Genomic DNA, 19,942 nt, shown 5'->3' with positions numbered 1-19,942 from the left:
ACGGTGAACAACGAGGTAGGAAGTAATCACGAAACCGGGCTGGAGATAGCAGTGATCGGCATGAGCGGGAGATTCCCCGGGGCCGACAACCTTGAGCAATATTGGGAGCTCCTGATGAATGGAGCAAGCGCAGTTTCTTATTTTAGGGAAGAGGAATTGATATCCGAGGGGTTATCCGAGCATATAGTTCGGCATCCGAATTATGTAAGGGCCAAGCCCTACATTAAAAATGTGTATGATTTCGATGCTTCCCTATTTGGTTATGCGCCTTGGGAAGCGCAAAGTATGGATCCTCAGACCCGAATATTTCACGAATGTGTCTATCATGCCTTAGAGAACTCAGGTTACCACCCGGAGCATTATGACGGAAAAATCGGCTTGTACGCTGGCGCCCCGCTTGATATTGAATGGACGGGCAAGCATCTGTCCAGGGGAGGCATCGACCAGGAGATTCTTGAAACGGGGATTGTGTCGTCCAAGGACTTTCTTAGCCAGCTGATATCCTACAAGTTGAACCTGTCGGGTCCTAGCTATACGCTGTATACCGCTTGCTCGACCTCTCTAGCGGCGATTCATCTTGCTTGCCAGGGATTGCTGCTGGGGGACTGCAATCTGGCTATAGCCGGGGGCGTTACCTTAGAACAGCCCAGCGTAACGGGCTATCTCTATGAAGAGGGTAAGATCCACTCTCAAAGCGGAGTTTGCCGTCCCTTTGACAGCCGTGCAGACGGCACAATTTTCGGAGAGGGTGCCGGTGCGGTTGTCTTGAAGCGGCTCTCGGACGCCGTTCAGGATGGTGACTATATCTATGCGATGATCAAGGGCTCATCCACCAATAATGATGGACGGCGAAAGGTGGGGTTTGCCGCACCCAGTCTGGAAGGGCAGAAAGAGGTTATTCGGTCCGCATGGGAATTTGCAGATATTGATCCTTCCACCATCGGCTACATTGAAGCCCATGGAACAGGAACCCGAGTAGGCGATCCGATTGAGTTCGAGGCCTTAAGACAGGTAATGGATCAGCGGGAAGACCGCCTACCCATCGGATCGGTTAAAGGGAACATTGGGCATTTGCACGCGGCAGCCGGCATTGCCGGATTCATCAAAGCCGTTCTCGCTCTAGACCGCGAGGTGATTCCGCCAACTGCAGGATTTGAGGAACCCAATCCTCTGCTGGAGATGGAGGAATCTCCATTCTATGTGAACAAGGAGCCTATGTTATGGAAGCGAAACGCCGGTCCGCGTCGGGCAGCGATCAGTTCGTTTGGGGTTGGCGGCACCAATGTGCATCTGATTCTTGAAGAAGCACCGCTGCGCGGCGCTTCCTCCCCTGAGGATGCTTTGGTAATCATGCCCTTCTCAGCCAAAAGTCCGACTTCGCTGCAGAACGCTTTGCATGAAATGGCGGTCTATCTGGAGCAGCAGGACAAGGTGAATTTAGCAGATGCGGCTTACACGCTTCAGGTGGGAAGGGGGCAGTTCAACTTCCGTGCCGTGTGTATAGCTGAACGCAAGGAAGAAGCAGCTCAATCCTTAAAGCGTTTAGCCAAAGCAGCGGCCCATGCCAAGTCTAGGGAGTCGCTGGGCGCCAGCCAGGTGGTATTCATGTTTACAGGGCAAGGCTCGCAGTATCCGGGAATGGGGGCTGAACTGTACCGAAACAATGCTGTATTCCGCCGTGAGCTGGATCATCTGGCAGAGAAGCTTGCTCCGATGCTTAGGTCTGACATCAGGATATATCTCTGTCACTCGGACGAAGGAGCCGGTCAAGCAGGCGTAGATCTATCCGAGCTGAATCAGACCTGGCTTGCCCAGCCAGCGCTGTTCGCACTTGAGTATGCTCTCGCCCAAGTCTGGATCAGTTTGGGGATTAAGCCTGTTCTTATGGCAGGACATAGCATTGGAGAATATGTGGCTGCAGCTCTTGCCGATGTGTTCTCTCTGGATGATGCCTTGGAGATTGTGGTAGCTCGGGGACGATTGATGCAGTCCACTTCCGGAGGAAGTATGGTCGCTGCCGCGGTGCCTGCCTCAGATGCTGCCCTCTACACTAGCGAAGCCGTATCACTTGCGGCAGTGAACAGCCCTGAACTTTGTGTGTTTTCAGGAGAAGAGGCTGAACTTTCCGTCAGGATGGCGGAATGGAGCCGGCAAGGAGTTTTTCATCGTCGCTTGAACACTTCACATGCCTTTCACTCCTCCAAGATGGATGACATTCTGAAGCCGTTCACCGAAGTGCTGCGCAAGAAGAAGCTGTCTCCACCACGGATCTCATTCTATTCCTGCCTGACCGGGGAATTGATTCGTGAAGACATGGCTGTAAATCCGGAGTACTGGGCGGATCAGCTGCGGGGCACTGTTCATTTCAGCACGATTGCAGCGAATTGTCTGGCAGATGAGCACAACATGCTGCTTGAAGTAGGTCCTGGCAAGACGCTCTGCGGCTTGGTCGAAGCTCAAGCCTCAGCCAGCCGGACCGTCCTGTCTTCGTTCGGTTCCCGTTCGGAGAGAGAGCTGCAATCTTTCTTGGAGAGCCTTGCCTGCTTATGGAGCCAAGGGATACCTGTGACTTGGGAGGCGCTGAGTTCAGGAGGCCGGCGCCAGCGGATTCCGCTGCCCCTGTACGTTTTTGACCGACAGACTTATATACTGCCTTCCCGACCGAAGGAGCTCCAAATGCTGCAGAAGAGGGAAACCGTCAGGCCATTGCTGTACCAGCCTGTGTGGAAACCGCAGCCGCTGCCTCTTGTCAAGCCGCGTGAGCAAGGTACCTGGCTCATTCTGCAAGACAAAGGTAATCTGCAGCCTCTGACCAATTACCTGCTTAGTATCGGGCATCGGTGCATTACCGTCCAGCCCGGTAAAGAGTACGCCCGCGACGAGGAAATGACTTATACGGTAAATCCATGTGCTCCAAAGCCATTTCATATGCTGCTCGAAGACCTGGGACTTGCCGGAGTTCGTATTGATCACATCCTTCATGGCTGGTGTCTGGAGGCAGCAACTCATGAAAACGCGACCCTAGATCCACCTTATTCTGTGCTGGAGCGCGGCTATAAGACTTTGATTCATCTCTTAGCTGCTCTGTCTGATCAGGTTCTTGGGGAAGAGCCTCAGCTTATCGTAGCTGCAACCGGCATTGTGGACATTTATGGCTCGGCAGCGGCTGAACCTGTCCGACGAGCCTTGATGGGTCCACTGCTTACAGTCCCGCATGAGTATGCTCAGCTCCAGATCAAGCTCGTGGATTGTCAAGGTGACTCAGGAAATCGGCTGAAGGATATTTTAGTGCAAGAAACCGCGTCACCTGGCGAACAAGCTGTCGTTGCCTACCGGGGGATGAACCGGCTGGTTCAGTACTTCGAGCCAATTCCTCATGAGGAAGTGCCGAAGGAAGAATGGGAAGCGCAGGCCCAGGTCAAACAGGTCATCCTATATCTTTCTGCATCAGGGGATTTCAGCATAGAGTTGTTCCTCGAAACAAGAACGGATACCGTCATTCTTCGTTCCAGAGGGGACAGCCTGCAGGAGATCGAACAAGTTGTTGCGGAAGCGGCGCGAATTACAGGCCGTATTGACGGAATTATTTATGAACCGATCTCAAGCTCTATGGAAATCAGAACCTTGGAAGAATTATCGAGGATAGAGGAGCCCGTCAATTGGAACATGACAGCCTTTAAACATTTAAATACGGCTCTCTCCGCATCCGGGGCTACACTTGGCTTTGGTTGGATTCTATCTTCACTTGCCTCAGTTACGGGAGGACATGGATTATGCGAACTGGCTGCATGTGCCAGCATGTATGATGCCGCCGCCGACAGCCAATTAAATTTGCCAGTATGCTGGACATCGGTTAGTCGGGATTTTATCCGCACAGGAGCTTATCCGGTTACAGGGGTTACTCAGGAAGAAGCGCTATCTGTGTACAAGCAGCTGTGGAGACTGCGCGGCAGTCTAAGCCGTGCCGTGATCTCTGCCATACCCATTCAGGACAGGATGAAAGAGGCTAAGCCAAGTGCCACCCGAGAAGATATGAATCAACCCAATTCTTCAACAATTCCTGCTGGACTGCGAGAGCGGCCTTATCAGCTCGGAGCGTACGCAGAGCCAGGAACAGAAGCTGAGAAGGTACTGTGTGAGCTGGCCTCAGAGCAGCTCGGCGTTCATCCGGTTGGAGTTGAAGACCATTTTTATGATCTGGGAGCCCATTCGCTATTACTGACACGGCTTCTGTCCCGGATCAAAGATGTATTTCGTATAGATTTGCCTCTCCGTACATTGCTGGAAACACCGACAGTCCGAGGAGTAATTCACGGTCTTGAGAAAGAATGGGGAAGCAGGGGAGTGCTTGAAGAGATTGCAGCCTCTTATAGAGAGTATCAGAAGCTGGTTTGTGAAGAGATGACATCCCAATATAGTGGAGGATGATAGGATGGTTCACATTGCTGGAGTAGTAGGATCGGGAGTGATGGGCAGCGGCGTGGCCCAGGTATTTGCCCAAGCAGGATACAAGACGATAGTGGTTGACCGTTCTGAAGAACAGATGGAACGAACGCGTGAGAAGATCCGCAGAGACTTGCGTTTTCAGAAGATGATGACAGGATCAGCCCCTAAGGAAGGCGCAGAGGCTGTGCTGGACCGTATCCAGTTTACAACGGATTTAAATGCCTTACAGCCATGTTCGTTCATTGTAGAGAATATCACCGAGAATTGGGACATGAAGCGGGGGGTCTATGAGAAGCTCAACTTGATCTGTGAGCCGGATTGCATTCTCGGTGTAAATACGTCAGCCATCTCCATTACCAGGGTGGGCTCCCTAGTACAGCGGCCCGATAGGGTGGTGGGCATTCATTTCATGAATCCTGTACCGCTTAAATCCATGGTTGAAGTCATCCGCAGTCACCACACAAGTGAAGACACACTGTCTTCTACTAAGGAAGTGCTTCACAGTCTTGGCAAGGAATGCGTCGTTGTTAACGACTCCGTTGGTTTTGTGACGAACCGGGCGATGATGATTTTTGTGAACGAAGCGGTATTCATGCTGCAGGAGCAAGTAGCCACTGCAGAAGAGATTGACGTTCTGTTTAAGCAGTGCTTCGGGCATAAGATGGGTCCGCTGCAAACCGCTGATCTCATCGGCTTGGATACGATTCTTAAATCCCTTGAAGTCTTATACGACGGGTTTAACGATAGCAAGTACCGTCCTTGTCCGCTGCTCAAAAAAATGGTGGATGCCGGGCTGCATGGCATGAAATCAGGGCAAGGTTTCTATTCTTATATCTAAAAAGAGGAGGCTGATGGTTATGACACGCGATGAAATCAAAGACAAGGTGACCGAATTTTTGACACGTTCCATGCGCAGCAAGGAGCTGGGGGAGAATGAGAACATTATGGAACTGGGCTTAGTTCACTCCTTATTCATGATCCAGCTTATCATGTTCATCGAGAAAAATTTTCATATCGAAATTGATGATGAGGATCTGGACTTGGAGCAAATCGGAACCGTTAGGGATATCGTATCCCTCATTGAGCGCAACCAACAGTCCGGGGTGTCCCTCTGATGAATAAGACAGCTCTTGCCCCCGAATCTACTGCCATCGGACAGGTCCGTCAATTTGTTGCAGAGAAGGTCGTTCCTCGAGCTTCCGCAATGGATCTTGAACAGCGCATCTTCCCGGAGGTATTCCGTGAGATGGCTGAAGCGGGGCTCTTCGGGCTTTCGATTCCCCGCAGGTACGGCGGGACGGAAGCGGATTACCCCTTGCTTGGCGCCCTGCATGAAGAGCTCAGCCGCGGCTTTGCATCGGTTCAGAATGCTTGTACCGTGTTTGCCATGGTCTGCAAACCGCTGACTCGCTTCGGAAGTGAAGAGCTGAAGGAAAGATGGCTCCCCCGAATCGCAGCCGGGGATGTCATTCCAGCCATCGCCATCACCGAGCCGCAGGTGGGGAGTGATATCGCCAAGCTAGAAACTACGGCAACTATAGAGAACGATCAGATCACTTTAAATGGTACCAAAAAATACATCACGCTTGGCCAGGTGGCTGATCTGTTTCTCGTATTCGCCCGCCTTGGTGGCCGAGGAATTGCGGTGCTGGTTGAGAGAGAGTCCCCAGGCCTTCAAATCACTCCCTTGCCTGGATTGATGGGGCTGCGGGGCAATATGCTCGCCGAGCTGAATTTTGAGAATTGCAAGGTACCGGCAAGTCATCTGGTAGGCAAGATCGGTTATGGATTTACGCATTTAGCCAACTATGCCCTGGATGAAGGCCGCTATACTACCGCATCCGGCAGTGTTGGATTAGCTCAAGCCTGCCTGGAGCACAGCCTGATGTATGCGAATGAACGGACGCAATTTGGAGAGCCGCTGCGTAAGCATCAGCTGGTGCAGAAAATGCTGTCCGAGATGATCACCGAGATCAAAGCTGCCCGCGAGCTTTGTGCAGCTGCTGGCCGACTGCGGGAGCAGGGTGACCCTGCTGCCATAAACGACACGCTGGTTGCTAAATACCATGCGTCTAAGACTGCTGTCCACTCGGCGGATCATGCGCTGCAAATTCACGGTGCATCCGGCTGTATCCATGGCAACCCTGTAGAACGCTTCTATCGGGACGCCAAGATTATGGAGATTATTGAAGGGACCTCGCAAATGCATGAGCTGCAGATTGCAAGGACGTTTTCCTTGTAGTCATTTCGCCGAGCGAACAAATGGAGGGATCTCTATGACGATGAATCTGGCGCTGTTGTTTCCCGGTTCCGGTTCCCAGTATAAGGGCATGATGCGCAGCCTATATGAATCCACACCTATTGTAAAGCGGACGCTGGACGAAGCGGATCAGGTGCTGGGAATGGAGCTTTCCCAAGTTATGATGCATGGAAGTACGGTGAAATTAAACCGGATTCGGTACATGCTCCCGGCGATTTGCACCGCCAGCGTAGCTCATTATCGCTTCTATATGGAGAAGACAGGGATAGAGCCGGCGTATATGGCCGGACACAGTCTTGGAGAGTACACCGCACTGATCTGTGCGGGCGCCATATCCTTTGAAGACGGATTGAAGCTAGTTCAGTTTAGAGCCCAGCTGGCTGAAGAGATTATGAAGTGCACCGGCGGCGGCATGAGCATTATGAATCAGGTAGATCCGATAAGAGTTGAAGCGTTATGCCGGAAGCTTAGTGGTCCCGGTCGGGAGATTGGGGTTGCGTGTCTGAATTCATCCCGCCAGGCCGCTGTATCGGGTATGGATGAGGTTCTGAAAGAGCTGGAACAGCTTATCACGGATGAAGGCGGGAAGGTGACTTATTTGATAGGCAGCGCACCATATCACTGTGTATTGATGAAGCCGCAGGCAGAGAAAATGGCCCAGGAATTGCAGAAATATCACTGGAGCATGCCGGCCAGCCCAATTCTCTCTAACGTGACGGGTCGGCCCTATCAATCCATGAAAGAGATTCTGGAATATCTGCCGCAGCAGCTGTTCCGCCCCGTCCTATGGCATAAGTCCATTAGCTATCTCATAGAGCAGGGAACAAATGTATTCCTGGAGATGGGCCCGCAAAATGTCTTAAAAACATTGCTGACCGAAGAATCCTCCGGCTCATTCCAGGTCTATGCTCATGATGAGAAGGCCGACCGGTTGAAAATCACCGGCTGGAGAAGTATCGAGACCACGCCGGTTAAGAAGGAAGAAGATCTGCGGCTAAAGGCTCTAGCCATGTGCCTTACTCATGCTGTTACGACCCGGAATCATGACCCTCTGCCTGGATCCGCTTTGCCCTCCCTGAAAAGGTACGAGCAGGTGAAACAGGTCAAACAGGAGGTAGATGCCCATCGCCTGGTGCTTACTGATCGGCATCTTCATGAAGCTTTTGCCATGCTGCAAGCTGTATTCGAGGACAAACGGACACCTATGGAAGAAAGGGAGATGCGTCTGCAGCAAATTCGCAGCAAGACTGGAATCGCTCCATCTCTTGAGAGAATGCCTGACGATGAGGGGGATGCCTATGAATCCTTGGGAGGATGAAAGATCTCTGCTACTAAGGCTTCAGGAGTTCAATCAGACAGCCTGCGATTACTCTACGGATCTAACGGTGGTCAAGTGGCTGGAAAATACCGCCGAGACTTCGGGAACTCAGCCAGCCGTTTATGAAGGAAATGAGATGTACACCTACAGCAGCCTGAACTGCGATGCCAATAAGTTAGCTTACACGCTGCTGGAACGTGGTATCGGGGCAGGCAGCATTGTGGCGGTCATGATGAATCGTTCGTATACCATGCTGGTATGCATTTATGGAATCTTAAAAGCTGGGGCCGCCTACCTGCCGCTTGATCCGAATTGTCCTCCAAGCCGGCTTATGAAAATACTGGCCGATAGTTCGGCAGCCTTGGTACTCCTGAAAGACGAAGCCAGTACGCCTGCTCCTGGGCTGCCGGGAGTAGATACGATCACGGTGGAATCGCTCGGGTTAGATCTCTATCCAGACACCAATCCGGATACAAGAGCACAGCAGAGTGATCTTGCTTACCTGATTTATACTTCCGGCTCGACAGGCGATCCCAAGGGTGTACTGGTGGAACACGGCAGCTTAGTGAATCGGATTGAGTGGATGCAGAGGGCTTTTCCGATTAGCAGCAATGATGTCTTGTTCCAGAAGACCGTTTATACCTTTGATGTCTCGGTTTGGGAACTGGTATGGTGGACTCTCACTGGCGCATCCGTCGTTTTACTCCCTTCCGGGAGAGAGAACGATCCCCGTCGGTTCGTCAAGCTGATTGAGCAGCATGGGATCAGTGTGATTCATTTCGTTCCTTCCGTGCTGCGCCTGTTCCTGGAATATATCGAAGGCGATTTTGATCTTGAACGTCTGAGCAGCCTTCGTTATGTCTTCTGCAGCGGTGAGGCGCTATCTGCTGAGCTGGTATCACGCTTTTATTCCATCTTTCCGCCTGGGCACGAGGTCAAGCTGATTAATCTATATGGCCCTACAGAAGCCACAATTGATGTCTCGTATTACTTGTGCAAGCGGGATCAAGGAGTTCAGCCCGTACCTATTGGCAAGCCAATCGATAATACCCGGTTCTATATCTTAGGGGAGGATCTTTCGCTTACTCCCATAGGGGAAACCGGTCAGCTATATGTTAGCGGTATTGGACTCGCGCGGGGCTATTTGAACAGCCCCTTGTTAACCCACTCCCGGTTTGTTTTGAATCCGTATGAGCCAGGCGAACGCATGTATCGAACAGGAGATCTGGCTTACTGGAATGAATGCGGGGAAGTGGTGTATATCGGCAGGGAGGACGATCAAGTTAAGCTGCGCGGCTTAAGGATCGAGCTAGGAGAGATTGAGAACTGTCTAATGAGCTGTGATCAGGTTCGGAATGCTGTAGTCGGGGTTCATGTAACGGGTTCTGGTGACCAAATTCTAACGGCTTACATTGTAGGCGGGAGCGGCTCAGAACCGGAGCTTCAAAAGTCACTGCAGAGCGAGCTAGCTCGCGAGCTGCCCGAATATGCCATTCCGACACGTATAATCCGAGTGGACGAAATTCCGCTGAAGCCGAACGGGAAGGCGGACCGGAGTTTGCTCTTCTCTAATCAGAAGGTGACAACCGTACAGCGCTAAGGGGGCGGAGCTAGGATGAATGATGAGCTTTATCTGAAGCTGCTTAAGGACAAGGGAATTCAAGTTCCGGGCAGTCAGCGCATTTCGGGTTCTGGACGGAAGGGACCGTTCGACTTGTCGGATGCCCAGCGAGGAATCTGGTTTCTACAGCAACTTAATCCGAGCAGCACGGCCTTTAACAATGGAACGGCTGTAAAAATCTCCGGCAAGCTGGATGTAGAAAGCGTGCGCATAGCGCTCGGGGCTATCGTGGACAGACATGAAATCCTGAGCGTAAATATAGTAGTGGAAGAGGGAGTGCCCCAGGCAATCCCGCGGCAGAGGCCGCTGAATTTTACATATCTCTCTCTAGATGAGGACATCCGAAGTGCAGAAGACCCGGCTGTAGTGTCCGCCATATCGCGGCTTGTATCCCGCAGCATGCGTCTCGATCAGGACCCCCTCATCACATTCACATTACTCCGCATAAGAGACGAGGAGCACGTCCTAGTCATTGCAATGCACCACATTATTTCAGACGGATGGTCCAAATCCGTGTTGTTGGAAGAGTTCGTCCAGCTCTACGAGGCGGCCGTTCTGAACCAACCGTCCAGGCTTAAGCCCCTTTCGCTTCAATATAGGGATTATGTGGACTGGCTTCAGCAGGAGTCCAGCACATCTAAATTCAAGAACAATTTGCAGTTCTGGCTGGATAAGTTAAGGGGAGCCCCACCACTCCTTAACCTGCCAACAGATTATAGCAGGGGGACTGAAATGAGTGGACGCGGCGGGCTCGACGCCTTTCATCTGGATGAAGAGCTTTACGGGCAGGTGCAGGCTTTTTGCAGACAAGAGCAGGTCACTATATTTACCTTTCTGTTCACCGTATATAAAACGCTCCTGTTTAGATACAGTGCTGCGGAAGACCTGCTTGTGGGTACACCTGTCGCAGGACGATCTCGAACCGAGCTTGAAGGCTTAATTGGCATGTTTGTCAATTCGGTTGTAATTCGCAGCCGGCCCCGTGGCGACCTTTCTTTTAAGGAATACCTTAGACAAGTCCATCAAGAAGTTATGCAGGCTTTTAATGATCAGCAGGTACCTTTTGACCGTATTGTTGAGGGGCTGAACCCCTCCAGAGAGCAGAGCTATCACCCTATATTCCAAACGATGTTCCAGATGGATAACATTCCGGTGCCTCAGATGAAGGTACAGGATATCCGGCTTTCGGTCATCCCCCTGGATACAGGATTTGCCCAGAACGACCTGACCGTATCCTGTTGGGAAGAGGGGCAGCAGCTAAAGGGGACTTTTGAGTTCAGTACAGACCTGTTCTCACGACAAACCATTCGTTGGTGGATTTCCAGCTACATTCAGCTCGTACGATCCGTTCTTACCGATCCAGAAGATACTCTCGAGCGGCATGACCTTTTGGATCAGCAGCACTATCACCTGCTTGTTGAAGAATGGAATGCGACCGAATCACCGGAGCTGCCGCTCGGCTACATCGATCGGATTGAACAGGTTGTACTGAATAATCCAGAACACGTCGCCATCCTTGAGGGAGAAACACCTATAAGTTATGAGAGACTTGATCGGATGCTCCGCATGATTGCTCAAGAGCTCTTAAGCCGAGGCAATATGTCCGAGACACCTGTTGTGATATGCCTTCCCTCTTCCGCCCAATATGTAGCGGCATGTCTTGGGATTTCTTATGCTGGCGGGATAGTGGTTCCAGTGGATCCAACTCAGCCGAAGGAGCGAATTCATTCCATGTTGAGAGAATTGGGCAGCTATTATATCGTTAGCGATCGCATACATGTTCATCAAGTGTCTCTTCCTGAAGACATGTGCATCATGGTTGATCTTCTCGGAGAAGAGTTCCTTCCGGCTGCGGTAGAATTTAGAAAACAGCTTAAGGATGACAGCCTGGCTTATATTGTCTTCACTTCCGGCACAACTGGAGCACCTAAAGGAGTCATGCTGGAGAAGCGAAGCATCGATAATTTAGTCCAATCATTTGTTACCTCTTATAGGGTATACAATGCCGACCGAGTGCTCCCCGTGACATCAGTAGCTTCATCCAGCTTTATTGGTGAATCTCTCCCCATTCTGGCGGCGGGCGGGACGCTCGCTCTGCCAGATCGGGAGACATTGCTGCAGCCCGCTCTGCTAAACAAATATATGGACAAGCATCGGATTACGATCCTTAGCACGGTCCCTTCGATGTTAAGACGCTTGAATGATGAAGCGAATCCTCCTTCCAGCTTGAGACTGATCTTGAGCGGAGGAGAGCATCTGCTTCCCACTCATGTTAATCAGTTGAAGGGGATTACACTTGTTAACGGATACGGGCTATCCGAATCGGGAGTTTGCAGCACTTACTCATTCTTCAGGCCTGAAGAAGAGTTCGATGCAGCATCTTCTCTAGGGCGTCCGGTAGCCAATCAGCAGGTTTATGTGTTGGATTCTCTGCTTCGTCCCGTACCGGTTGGCGTTCGTGGACAAATTTGTATTTCCGGACGAGGGCTGGCCAGGGGGTATTTGAATCGGCCAGAGCTTACGCAGCAAAAGTTTACAGACCATCCTTTTATACCAGGGGAGAAGCTGTTATTAACCGGAGATTATGGCAGCTGGACTTCCGGCGGAGAGCTGGCGTTCGCAGGAAGGGAAGACCGCCAGGTCCAGATCCGTGGATATCGGATTGAGCTTGACGAGGTGGAGAAACATCTTAACGCTAGCCCGGACATTGCAGAGGCGGTTGTTCATCCCAGGGCTGATCATGAAGGGAGTCTCCAGCTAGTGGCTTATTATACCCTGCGGACCCCACATGCCTTAATGGCTGAACAGCTGTCAGCCTGGTTGGATACTCGCATCCCGTCTTATATGAAGCCTTCAGCATATCTTGAGCTGGAGAGCATTCCCTGGAATCTGAACGGCAAGCTGAATACGACAGCACTGCCAGATCCGGCTAAGGCTGTCTCTAGTCAGCCAAGTATCTACGACAAGCCTGTTACCGAAACCGAAAAATGGATTGCGCGCGTCTGGGGAGAGGTACTCCATCTGAATCACATTGGGGTAAACGATAATTTCTTTGACTTAGGCGGGCATTCCCTCCTGCTTGCCAAAGTGCTGGATCGATTGAGCCAGCAGCTTGACAATCATCTGACTTTAATCAGTTTGTTTAAGTATCCCACTGTCCGTTCATTGGCTGCATTTTTGAATGAGGAAACCGAAGACCCGTCGGCCGCGATCATTCAAGAAAAGGCAGAGAAGCAAAAAAGTGCGTTCCGCCGTTACCGGAGAGCTTCTTCTGCAGAAGCGGCTGTCAGTACTGAAATCGAGGGAGGAAGATGATATGAGTTATGCAGAGCATCCCTATACCGGAAATGAGATCGCTGTTATCGGACTAGCGGGAAGATTCCCGAAGTCAGACAGCATTGACGAGTTTTGGGACAACTTAGTGCAGGGCAAGGAATGCATTACCTTCTACTCCGACGAGGAGCTGGAGGAAGCAGGGATCCCTGCGGAAGTTCTCAATCATCCCAATTATGTGAAAGCCAAGGGCGAAATTCGCGGATTGGATGCATTCGATGCCTCTTTCTTTGGGATTAATCCCAGGGACGCCGAACTGATGGACCCTCAGCACCGGATGATGCTGGAATGCGCCTGGGCTGCTCTGGAACATGCCGGCTATCATCCCGGAAAGGTCCCTGGATCTGTAGGCGTATATGTCGGCAAAAGCATGAGCTCTTATCTGTTTCTTAACTTATATCCGCATATTCAGAAGATGCTGGCAACCGGTAACCTTCAGGCCGCAATCGGCAATGACAAAGATAGCATGGCCACGACGATCTCCTATCGTTTGAATTTGAAGGGGCCGTCTATGGCCATCCAATCCTCTTCTTCTACCTCTTTAGTATCTGTCTGTATGGCCGCTCAGAGTCTGCTGACTTATCAGTGCGATATGGCGCTTGCAGGAGGGATCACCGTGGGGCCGCCGGAGCGTTCAGGCTATATGTATGAACCAGGTGGAATCATGTCCACGGATGGCCACTGCCGTGCTTTTGATGAGGGGAGCAGCGGTTTTGTTCCCGGGAATGGTTATGGACTGGTTGTGCTGAAAAGACTTGAAGAGGCCTTAAGAGATGGTGACCATATCTGGTCTATCATCAAAGGGTTTGCTGTCAATAATGACGGATCGGAAAAAGTAAGCTACACAGCACCTAGCGTCAATGCGCAGTCGGAAGTCATCGCTCAGGCTCAGGCTCTCGCCGAAGTAGATGCCTCTACAATCGGCTATGTTGAAACTCATGGTACGGGGACTCGAATGGGAGATCCTATTGAGATTCAAGCCTTGTCGCAGGCTTTCCGCCACTCTACGGACCAAAGCGGATATTGTCTCATTGGATCGGTAAAGACCAACATTGGTCACTTGGACTCTGCAGCGGGGATCGCTGGATTCATGAAGGCTACACTAATGCTTCATTATAAGCAGATCCCGCCATCCCTTAACTTCAGCAGACCTAATTCTGCTATAGATTTTGAGAACAGTCCCTTTTATGTGAATACAAGTCTCCAAGATTGGGAGAAGGGATCTTACCCCAGACGTGCTGCTGTGAATTCACTTGGGATGGGGGGGACGAATGCACATGTTATTTTGGAAGAAGCCCCTGAACGAAATAAAGGCACGCTTAAAGCGAGCTGGAGCACTCTCCCTGTATCCGCCAAAAATAAGGAATCCCTGGAAGGAAATTTAAGAAATATGAAGAAATACATGCACAGAGATCCTGCCGTTTCAATTGAAGATACTGCATATACTCTTGCAACGGGTCGTCAGGCCTTCTCTCATCGGACCGCTGTGATCTGTACAACTCCCCATGAAGCGGAAGAGATGCTGGAGAACGGACGGGGATCGGCCGACATTTATTACGCAGAAGAGGTGTCAGCGGATCGTCCGCTAGTGTTCATGTTTACAGGACAGGGCGCTCAATATGCTGGAATGGGGCAAGGCTTATACCGAGATGAAAAAGTATTCCGGCAGCAGTTTGACCAGTGTGCGGATTGGATTCGGCGTTACACGGGGACGGACATTCTTCCACTGATGTGCTCGGAAGAGAGCACTCAGGAAAGACAGGGGACAAGCCTTGATATTCACCAAACTTCACTGACCCAGCCTCTGCTGTTCGCAGTCGAATATGCCCTGGCCCAGCTTTTGATCAGCAGAGGACTGAAGCCGGAAGCCATGATCGGTCACAGTCTGGGAGAATATGTCGCAGCTGCCGTTGCAGGTGTGTTCAGCCTCGAAGATGCCCTGCTTCTTGTGTGCCGGAGGGCAGAATGGATGATGCGCATGGAACGGGGAGCTATGCTAGCTGTCGGCGTAAACAAGAATCAGATTCATAGATATGTAGGAGAAGCAATAGCCTTAGCGGCTATAAATAGCCCCGGAATATGCGTTATGTCCGGGTCAATGAGCGCTATTGAAGCTCTGGAGAATCAGCTGACGCAAGATGGGGTTTTTCATAAACGGCTGACAACCTCTCATGCGTTCCATTCACCGCTCATGAATCCGGTGCTTGAGCCATATCGCGAATTGCTCTCGCAAATTAAGCTCAAAGCACCTTCAACGCCGATCATGTCCTGCTTGAGCGGTTCATGGCTGAAGCCCGAGCAGGCTGTCGATATCGAGTATTGGGCCCGTCATATTACAGAGCCGGTTTTATTCATGACAGGGATGGAGGAGCTGCTTGCCGACCCGCAGCGGCTGTTCTTGGAGGTTGGACCGGGAGTGACTTTGTGCGGCTTAGCGCGTCAGAACAAGTTGGCACAAGAGGAGAGTCTATTTGTATCGGCGCTAAAGCCGAGCCATCTCCTGGAGGAGGACAGCAAATACCTCATGCGAGCGATCGCACAGCTGTGGGTCAGAGGCGGAAGTGTGGATTGGAGCAAATTCTTCTCAGGCCAGAAGCGAAATCGGGTCCCGCTGCCAACCTATTCCTTCTCCCATGAAAGCTACTGGGTGCATGCGGATGCACCCAGTAGCGCGGTACATGCGGAAGTCTCTAGTGTGGCCCCCGCTGCAGAGTCACGCCCAGCTGCTTTTGGAGCAGAACATGTAGCTGCGGCAGCACCAGTCAAACATGCTCGTCCAAAGCTCTCGACTGCTTACCATTCTCCTTCTACGGAGACAGAACAGATCCTGGTCAGCATTCTTGAGGATCAGCTTCACCTAAGTCCCATTGGAGTCAACGATAACTTTTTCGAGCTCGGAGGACATTCATTGCTAGCTACACAAGTATTGGATAAGATCTACCGCACTCTGAACGTGAGGCTTCCAATCGAGACGATCTTTATTCAGCCGACCGTCCGGGAGATCGCTGCCGCAATAGAGCCGGAACGGAGCGCTTCTGCTAAGCAGCCTAGTATAGAAGATCTGTTTCAAGAGTTGGCTGTTATGAGCAGAACAGAGCCTGCAAGCGCCCTTGCTGAGGATGATCCCAAAAAGCGTGGAGGGGACGGTTTATGGGACAACAAGTAACCTTATCCGCATTATCACCGGACAAAAAGCAATGGTTAAGGCAGCAGATGCAAGAACGCGGCATTCCTATATCGCAGATTCCACTGGAAAGGCAGCCCAGGAAGGGCAATAGCTTTCCTTTGTCTTACAGCCAAGAACGACTGTGGCTTATGGAACAGATGAGTGAGGCCGGCTCCAGCTATCATCTGCATCAGGTGATTCGTATTACCGGTCATTTGGAGCCAGAGCTTCTGGAACAGAGCTTGCAGCTGCTGGCCCATCGTCATGACAGCTTCCGTACCTGTTTTGTCGAAGAGCAGGGAACTCCGGTTCAGTACATTGCGGCTGACACGCCCGTAGCCATTCGGCAATTGAAGGTCAAGGGTGAGGATAAGGAAGAGCGACTGCGGAATCTCGAAGAAGAGGCACTTAAGCTGGTAAACGAACCCTTTCTCTTGAACCGTCCTCCTTTGCTTCGGGCAGGTTTGTACCCGTTATCTGCGAATGAGCATGTGCTGGTCTTTGTAATGCATCATATTATTTCAGATGGCTGGTCTCTGAAACTACTGACCGAGGAATGGATTCATCTCTATAACGAACTTCTTCTAGGAAGGGCTCCTGCTGAAGCTTCTGTTAAGTATGACTATCCGGATTATTCAGTCTGGCAGCGTGAATGGATGGATCTGGAGATGCTGCGGGAGGAGGCTTTGTACTGGGAGAAGCAGCTTGAAGGAATGGATCCCTTCTTCACGGTTCCGCCGGATCGCTCTCGTCCCAGACATATCACTTTCAAAGGGAAAACGATCCACGCCCGCGTCGGACAGGAGCAGCTTGATGGATTAAGAATAGTCAGCCAGAGTGCTGGAGCAACGCTGTACATGACGATGCTTGCCGCCTTTAAGCTGATGCTGTCACGCTATACCGGCAGGAGGGACATCATTGTAGGCACACCAACGGCAGGGCGGTCCCGGGAAGAGACGGAATCCATGATCGGCTGCTTTGTCAATAATCTGGTCCTCCGGACGGATATAGAGCAAGCAAGCAATTTCGCCGAGGTCTTAAGCTGTACGGCTCGGACGGTGCTTGGAGCCCTCAAGCATCAGAACGTTCCCTTCGAGATGGTGCTGGATATGATTCACCCGGAACGCGATCCGGCTTATGCTCCACTGTTCCAGATCTTTTTTATCTTTCAGAAAGGCGGAGAAGCGCTTGGTCAGATGCAGGGAGCGATCTGTGAACCCCAAGTCATCCCGCAGTCAACCACTAAATTCGATATGACCTTAGAGGTCATTGAGCAAAGAGATTCACTAGATATCTCCCTTGAGTTCAATTCAGCGCTGTATTCCGAAGAGATGGCGGCTAATTTGCTGGAGAATTATCTATGGCTGCTTGGCCAGCTGCCTGTGGAGCTGCGCACACCGCTAACCAGCCTGAATATGCTATCTCCTCAAGAGACCTCCCGGCTGCTCGCTTCCGGAACAGGTCCAGGAGTAGAGTATCCGGAGGAAGCGCTCCTGTATACCATGGCCGATGAATACGCGAGGCTTACTCCGACAGCTCCGGCCATAATTAGTTCAGGAGCAGCCTATACCTATGCGGAGCTTATGGAGCAAGCTCACCAGCTAGCGGCGTATTTGCAGCATGCGAACTTGATTGGCCCTGCACGACGGACCGGTATTTGTGCGTCTCCATCTGTAGAGCTCGCCGCGGGCATTTTAGGCATTTTGAAGACCGGCTCTGCCTACGTTCCGCTGGACCCAGCCTTTCCTAAGCAGCGTCTGCAATACATCGCCCGGCATGCAGAACTGGACTGTATTCTCATGCAGGACAGTTCCTTGGCTTCGATGTTTGCCGGCATCCCTTGTGTGGATATAGCCAAGAACAGTGAATGCTGGCAGAACACTGACCGCTGCTATCGTGAATCCGGCGAAGGGCAATCCAAGCTGGCTTATATGATCTATACCTCCGGAAGCACCGGTGAGCCCAAAGGAGTCCCGGTCACTCACCGGAATGCGGTACATTTTCTGAATGCGATGCAGGAGCTGCTTCAGGTTCAACCTGAAGATTCCTTATTATCTGTAACTACTTGCTCTTTTGATATTTTTGTCCTCGAGCTGTTTTTGCCTCTGTCACAAGGGGCAACCGTGATATTCCCAAGCGTCGATAGCCGTGGTGATGCGCAGCTTCTCATTCGGGAGATTCATCAATATGCGCCAACCCTCATGCAGGCTACGCCGGTACTGTGGAACATGCTGATCCTGGAAGGATGGCAGGGAGCGAAGCAGATGACGCTTCTCTGCGGGGGAGAAGAGCTGCAATCCGAGCTGGCTTCGCAGCTGATGAAGCGGGGGAAGAGTGTCTGGAATCTCTACGGTCCTACAGAGACGACCATATGGTCATTGGCCTACCGACTTGAGGACAAGGGTCTGCAGCCTGTCCCCGTAGGCAGACCGATTGGACGAACGACTTGCTATATTCTGGATGAGGAGCACAGGCTGCTGCCAATGGGGGCAATCGGCAAGCTATATATTGGTGGAGACGGTGTTACGCCAGGTTATTATGGTCAAGAGGAGCTAACCCACCGCAAATTTGTGAAGCTTGGAAAGCCGCCTTTTGGTGAAAAGCAGCTGTATGACACTGGTGACTTGATGAGGTGGCTGCCGGACGGAACGATGGTCTACGTCGGAAGGGCAGACCAGCAAATCAAGATTCGCGGTTTCCGTATTGAACCGGCAGAAATAGAACAGCTTCTATGGAACGAGCCTGAGGTGGCTGCCGCGGTGGTTGTCGTATCAGAGGATGATGGAGGAAGCCATACACTTACAGCATACTGGGTGGCTGCAGTCAGCGGACCGTCGGAAGAAGAACTGACCAGAAAGTGGAGAAGCAAGCTTCGGGAAGCCCTTCCGGCTTATATGGTACCGGACCGGTTCATCCGGTTAGAGGAGCTGCCGCTCACGCCCAATAAAAAAGTAGACCGCCGCACCCTGGTTAGGCGTCCGCTACCCCGCTTGACCGATTCGGGAAAATACCGGCCGCCGGCGGACCAAGCAGAACGCCAGCTTATGGAATTATGGGAGCAGGTTCTGGGCCGTTCTCCCATCGGGGCGGATGATCACTTCTTCGATTTAGGAGGAAATTCGCTAACCGCGGTGAAGCTGCTTCACGAGATGAACAGGCAAATGAACAGCAGACTTACCTTACGTGAACTGCTGGAGCATTCCACCATTTCCAGGCTCGCTGCCCGGCTACGCAAGCAAAATACAGTAGAAGTAACCGGAAGGGAGGTCATGCTTCCTCCCTATATAGCTTCACCTGCTGAAGCCTTTGACACATTCCCGCTAACCGAAGTGCAGATGGCCTATTGGACAGGTCGGCAGGCGCTGGAAACGTCTAGACAGGTGGCTACACATGTATATCAAGAAATGGATTTCGAAGATTTGGACCTGGAACGACTGCATCATTGTTTTCAGCAATTGATTTCGAGGCATCCTATGCTTCGCGCAGTTATCAGACCCGATGGCGTTCAGCAGGTACTGAGAGAGGTCCCTGATTACCCGATCGAGACCGTGAATGCCTCCGGCTTTTCAGAAGAGGCATGCAATCAGGTTCTGGATGAGATCAGACAGGAGCTGTCTCACCATATACATCCTGGATCCTGGCCCATGTTTGCGCTTAAAGCTGTGGTAATGCCGGGGAACATTACCCGGCTGCACATCAGCATGGATCTAATGATCGCAGATGCCCGCAGCTTCCAAATTATTCTGAACGATCTGGCCAGGCTCTACGCAGGTAAGGAAGCAGTTCTGCCAGAGCTTC

At 51.6% G+C, this 19,942-nt stretch carries 9 protein-coding genes; all 9 read left to right on the top strand.

The genetic code is table 11. From position 1 onward, the window contains the following. Positions 1 to 3 precede the first annotated feature (3 nt). Positions 4 to 4,428, top strand: coding sequence for a type I polyketide synthase (locus tag L691_RS0100310; RefSeq protein ID WP_025688030.1), 4,425 nt, complete (start codon positions 4 to 6; stop codon positions 4,426 to 4,428). Between the two features lie 4 nt (positions 4,429 to 4,432). Continuing rightward, on the top strand, positions 4,433 to 5,284 hold the full coding sequence (locus L691_RS0100305) for a 3-hydroxyacyl-CoA dehydrogenase family protein (RefSeq protein WP_025688028.1): 852 nt from the start codon (positions 4,433 to 4,435) through the stop codon (positions 5,282 to 5,284). Between the two features lie 19 nt (positions 5,285 to 5,303). Then, positions 5,304 to 5,561, top strand: a complete 258-nt coding sequence (locus L691_RS0100300; RefSeq protein WP_025688027.1) for an acyl carrier protein — start codon at positions 5,304 to 5,306, stop codon at positions 5,559 to 5,561. Continuing rightward, complete coding sequence (locus L691_RS0100295; protein WP_025688026.1) at positions 5,561 to 6,688, top strand: acyl-CoA dehydrogenase family protein; 1,128 nt, start codon at positions 5,561 to 5,563, stop codon at positions 6,686 to 6,688. The genes L691_RS0100300 and L691_RS0100295 overlap by 1 nt, the downstream gene beginning before the upstream one ends. A gap of 34 nt (positions 6,689 to 6,722) precedes the next feature. Continuing rightward, the gene (locus tag L691_RS0100290) at positions 6,723 to 8,024 is read left to right on the top strand and encodes an ACP S-malonyltransferase (RefSeq protein ID WP_025688025.1); all 1,302 of its coding nucleotides are present in this window, start codon (positions 6,723 to 6,725) and stop codon (positions 8,022 to 8,024) included. Next, positions 8,005 to 9,624, top strand: coding sequence for a non-ribosomal peptide synthetase (locus L691_RS0100285; protein ID WP_025688024.1), 1,620 nt, complete (start codon positions 8,005 to 8,007; stop codon positions 9,622 to 9,624). Before L691_RS0100290 ends, L691_RS0100285 begins: the two co-directional genes overlap by 20 nt. A gap of 15 nt (positions 9,625 to 9,639) precedes the next feature. Next, on the top strand, positions 9,640 to 12,960 hold the full coding sequence (locus L691_RS0100280; protein WP_025688023.1) for a non-ribosomal peptide synthetase: 3,321 nt from the start codon (positions 9,640 to 9,642) through the stop codon (positions 12,958 to 12,960). 1 nt (position 12,961) lies between these two features. Then, positions 12,962 to 16,144, top strand: coding sequence for a type I polyketide synthase (locus tag L691_RS0100275; protein ID WP_025688022.1), 3,183 nt, complete (start codon positions 12,962 to 12,964; stop codon positions 16,142 to 16,144). After that, positions 16,129 to 19,942, top strand: a 3,814-nt coding sequence (locus L691_RS27415) for a non-ribosomal peptide synthetase (protein WP_025688020.1), incomplete at its 3' end; no start/stop codon positions are given. The genes L691_RS0100275 and L691_RS27415, both read left to right, overlap by 16 nt.

This window comes from Paenibacillus zanthoxyli JH29 (assembly GCF_000520715.1).
Classification (GTDB): domain Bacteria; phylum Bacillota; class Bacilli; order Paenibacillales; family Paenibacillaceae; genus Paenibacillus_AQ; species Paenibacillus_AQ zanthoxyli.
This window is presented reverse-complemented; position numbering and strand designations above follow the sequence as displayed.

Bases quoted from the DNA above. Each gene is read 5' to 3' on its own strand.
- L691_RS0100285 (WP_025688024.1), top strand. From the start codon at position 8,005: ATGAATCCTTGGGAGGATGAAAGATCTCTGCTACTAAGGCTTCAGGAG.
- L691_RS0100275 (WP_025688022.1), top strand. From the start codon at position 12,962: ATGAGTTATGCAGAGCATCCCTATACCGGAAATGAGATCGCTGTTATC.
- L691_RS0100280 (WP_025688023.1), top strand. From the start codon at position 9,640: ATGAATGATGAGCTTTATCTGAAGCTGCTTAAGGACAAGGGAATTCAA.
- L691_RS0100295 (WP_025688026.1), top strand. From the start codon at position 5,561: ATGAATAAGACAGCTCTTGCCCCCGAATCTACTGCCATCGGACAGGTC.
- L691_RS0100290 (WP_025688025.1), top strand. From the start codon at position 6,723: ATGACGATGAATCTGGCGCTGTTGTTTCCCGGTTCCGGTTCCCAGTAT.
- L691_RS0100305 (WP_025688028.1), top strand. From the start codon at position 4,433: ATGGTTCACATTGCTGGAGTAGTAGGATCGGGAGTGATGGGCAGCGGC.
- L691_RS0100300 (WP_025688027.1), top strand. From the start codon at position 5,304: ATGACACGCGATGAAATCAAAGACAAGGTGACCGAATTTTTGACACGT.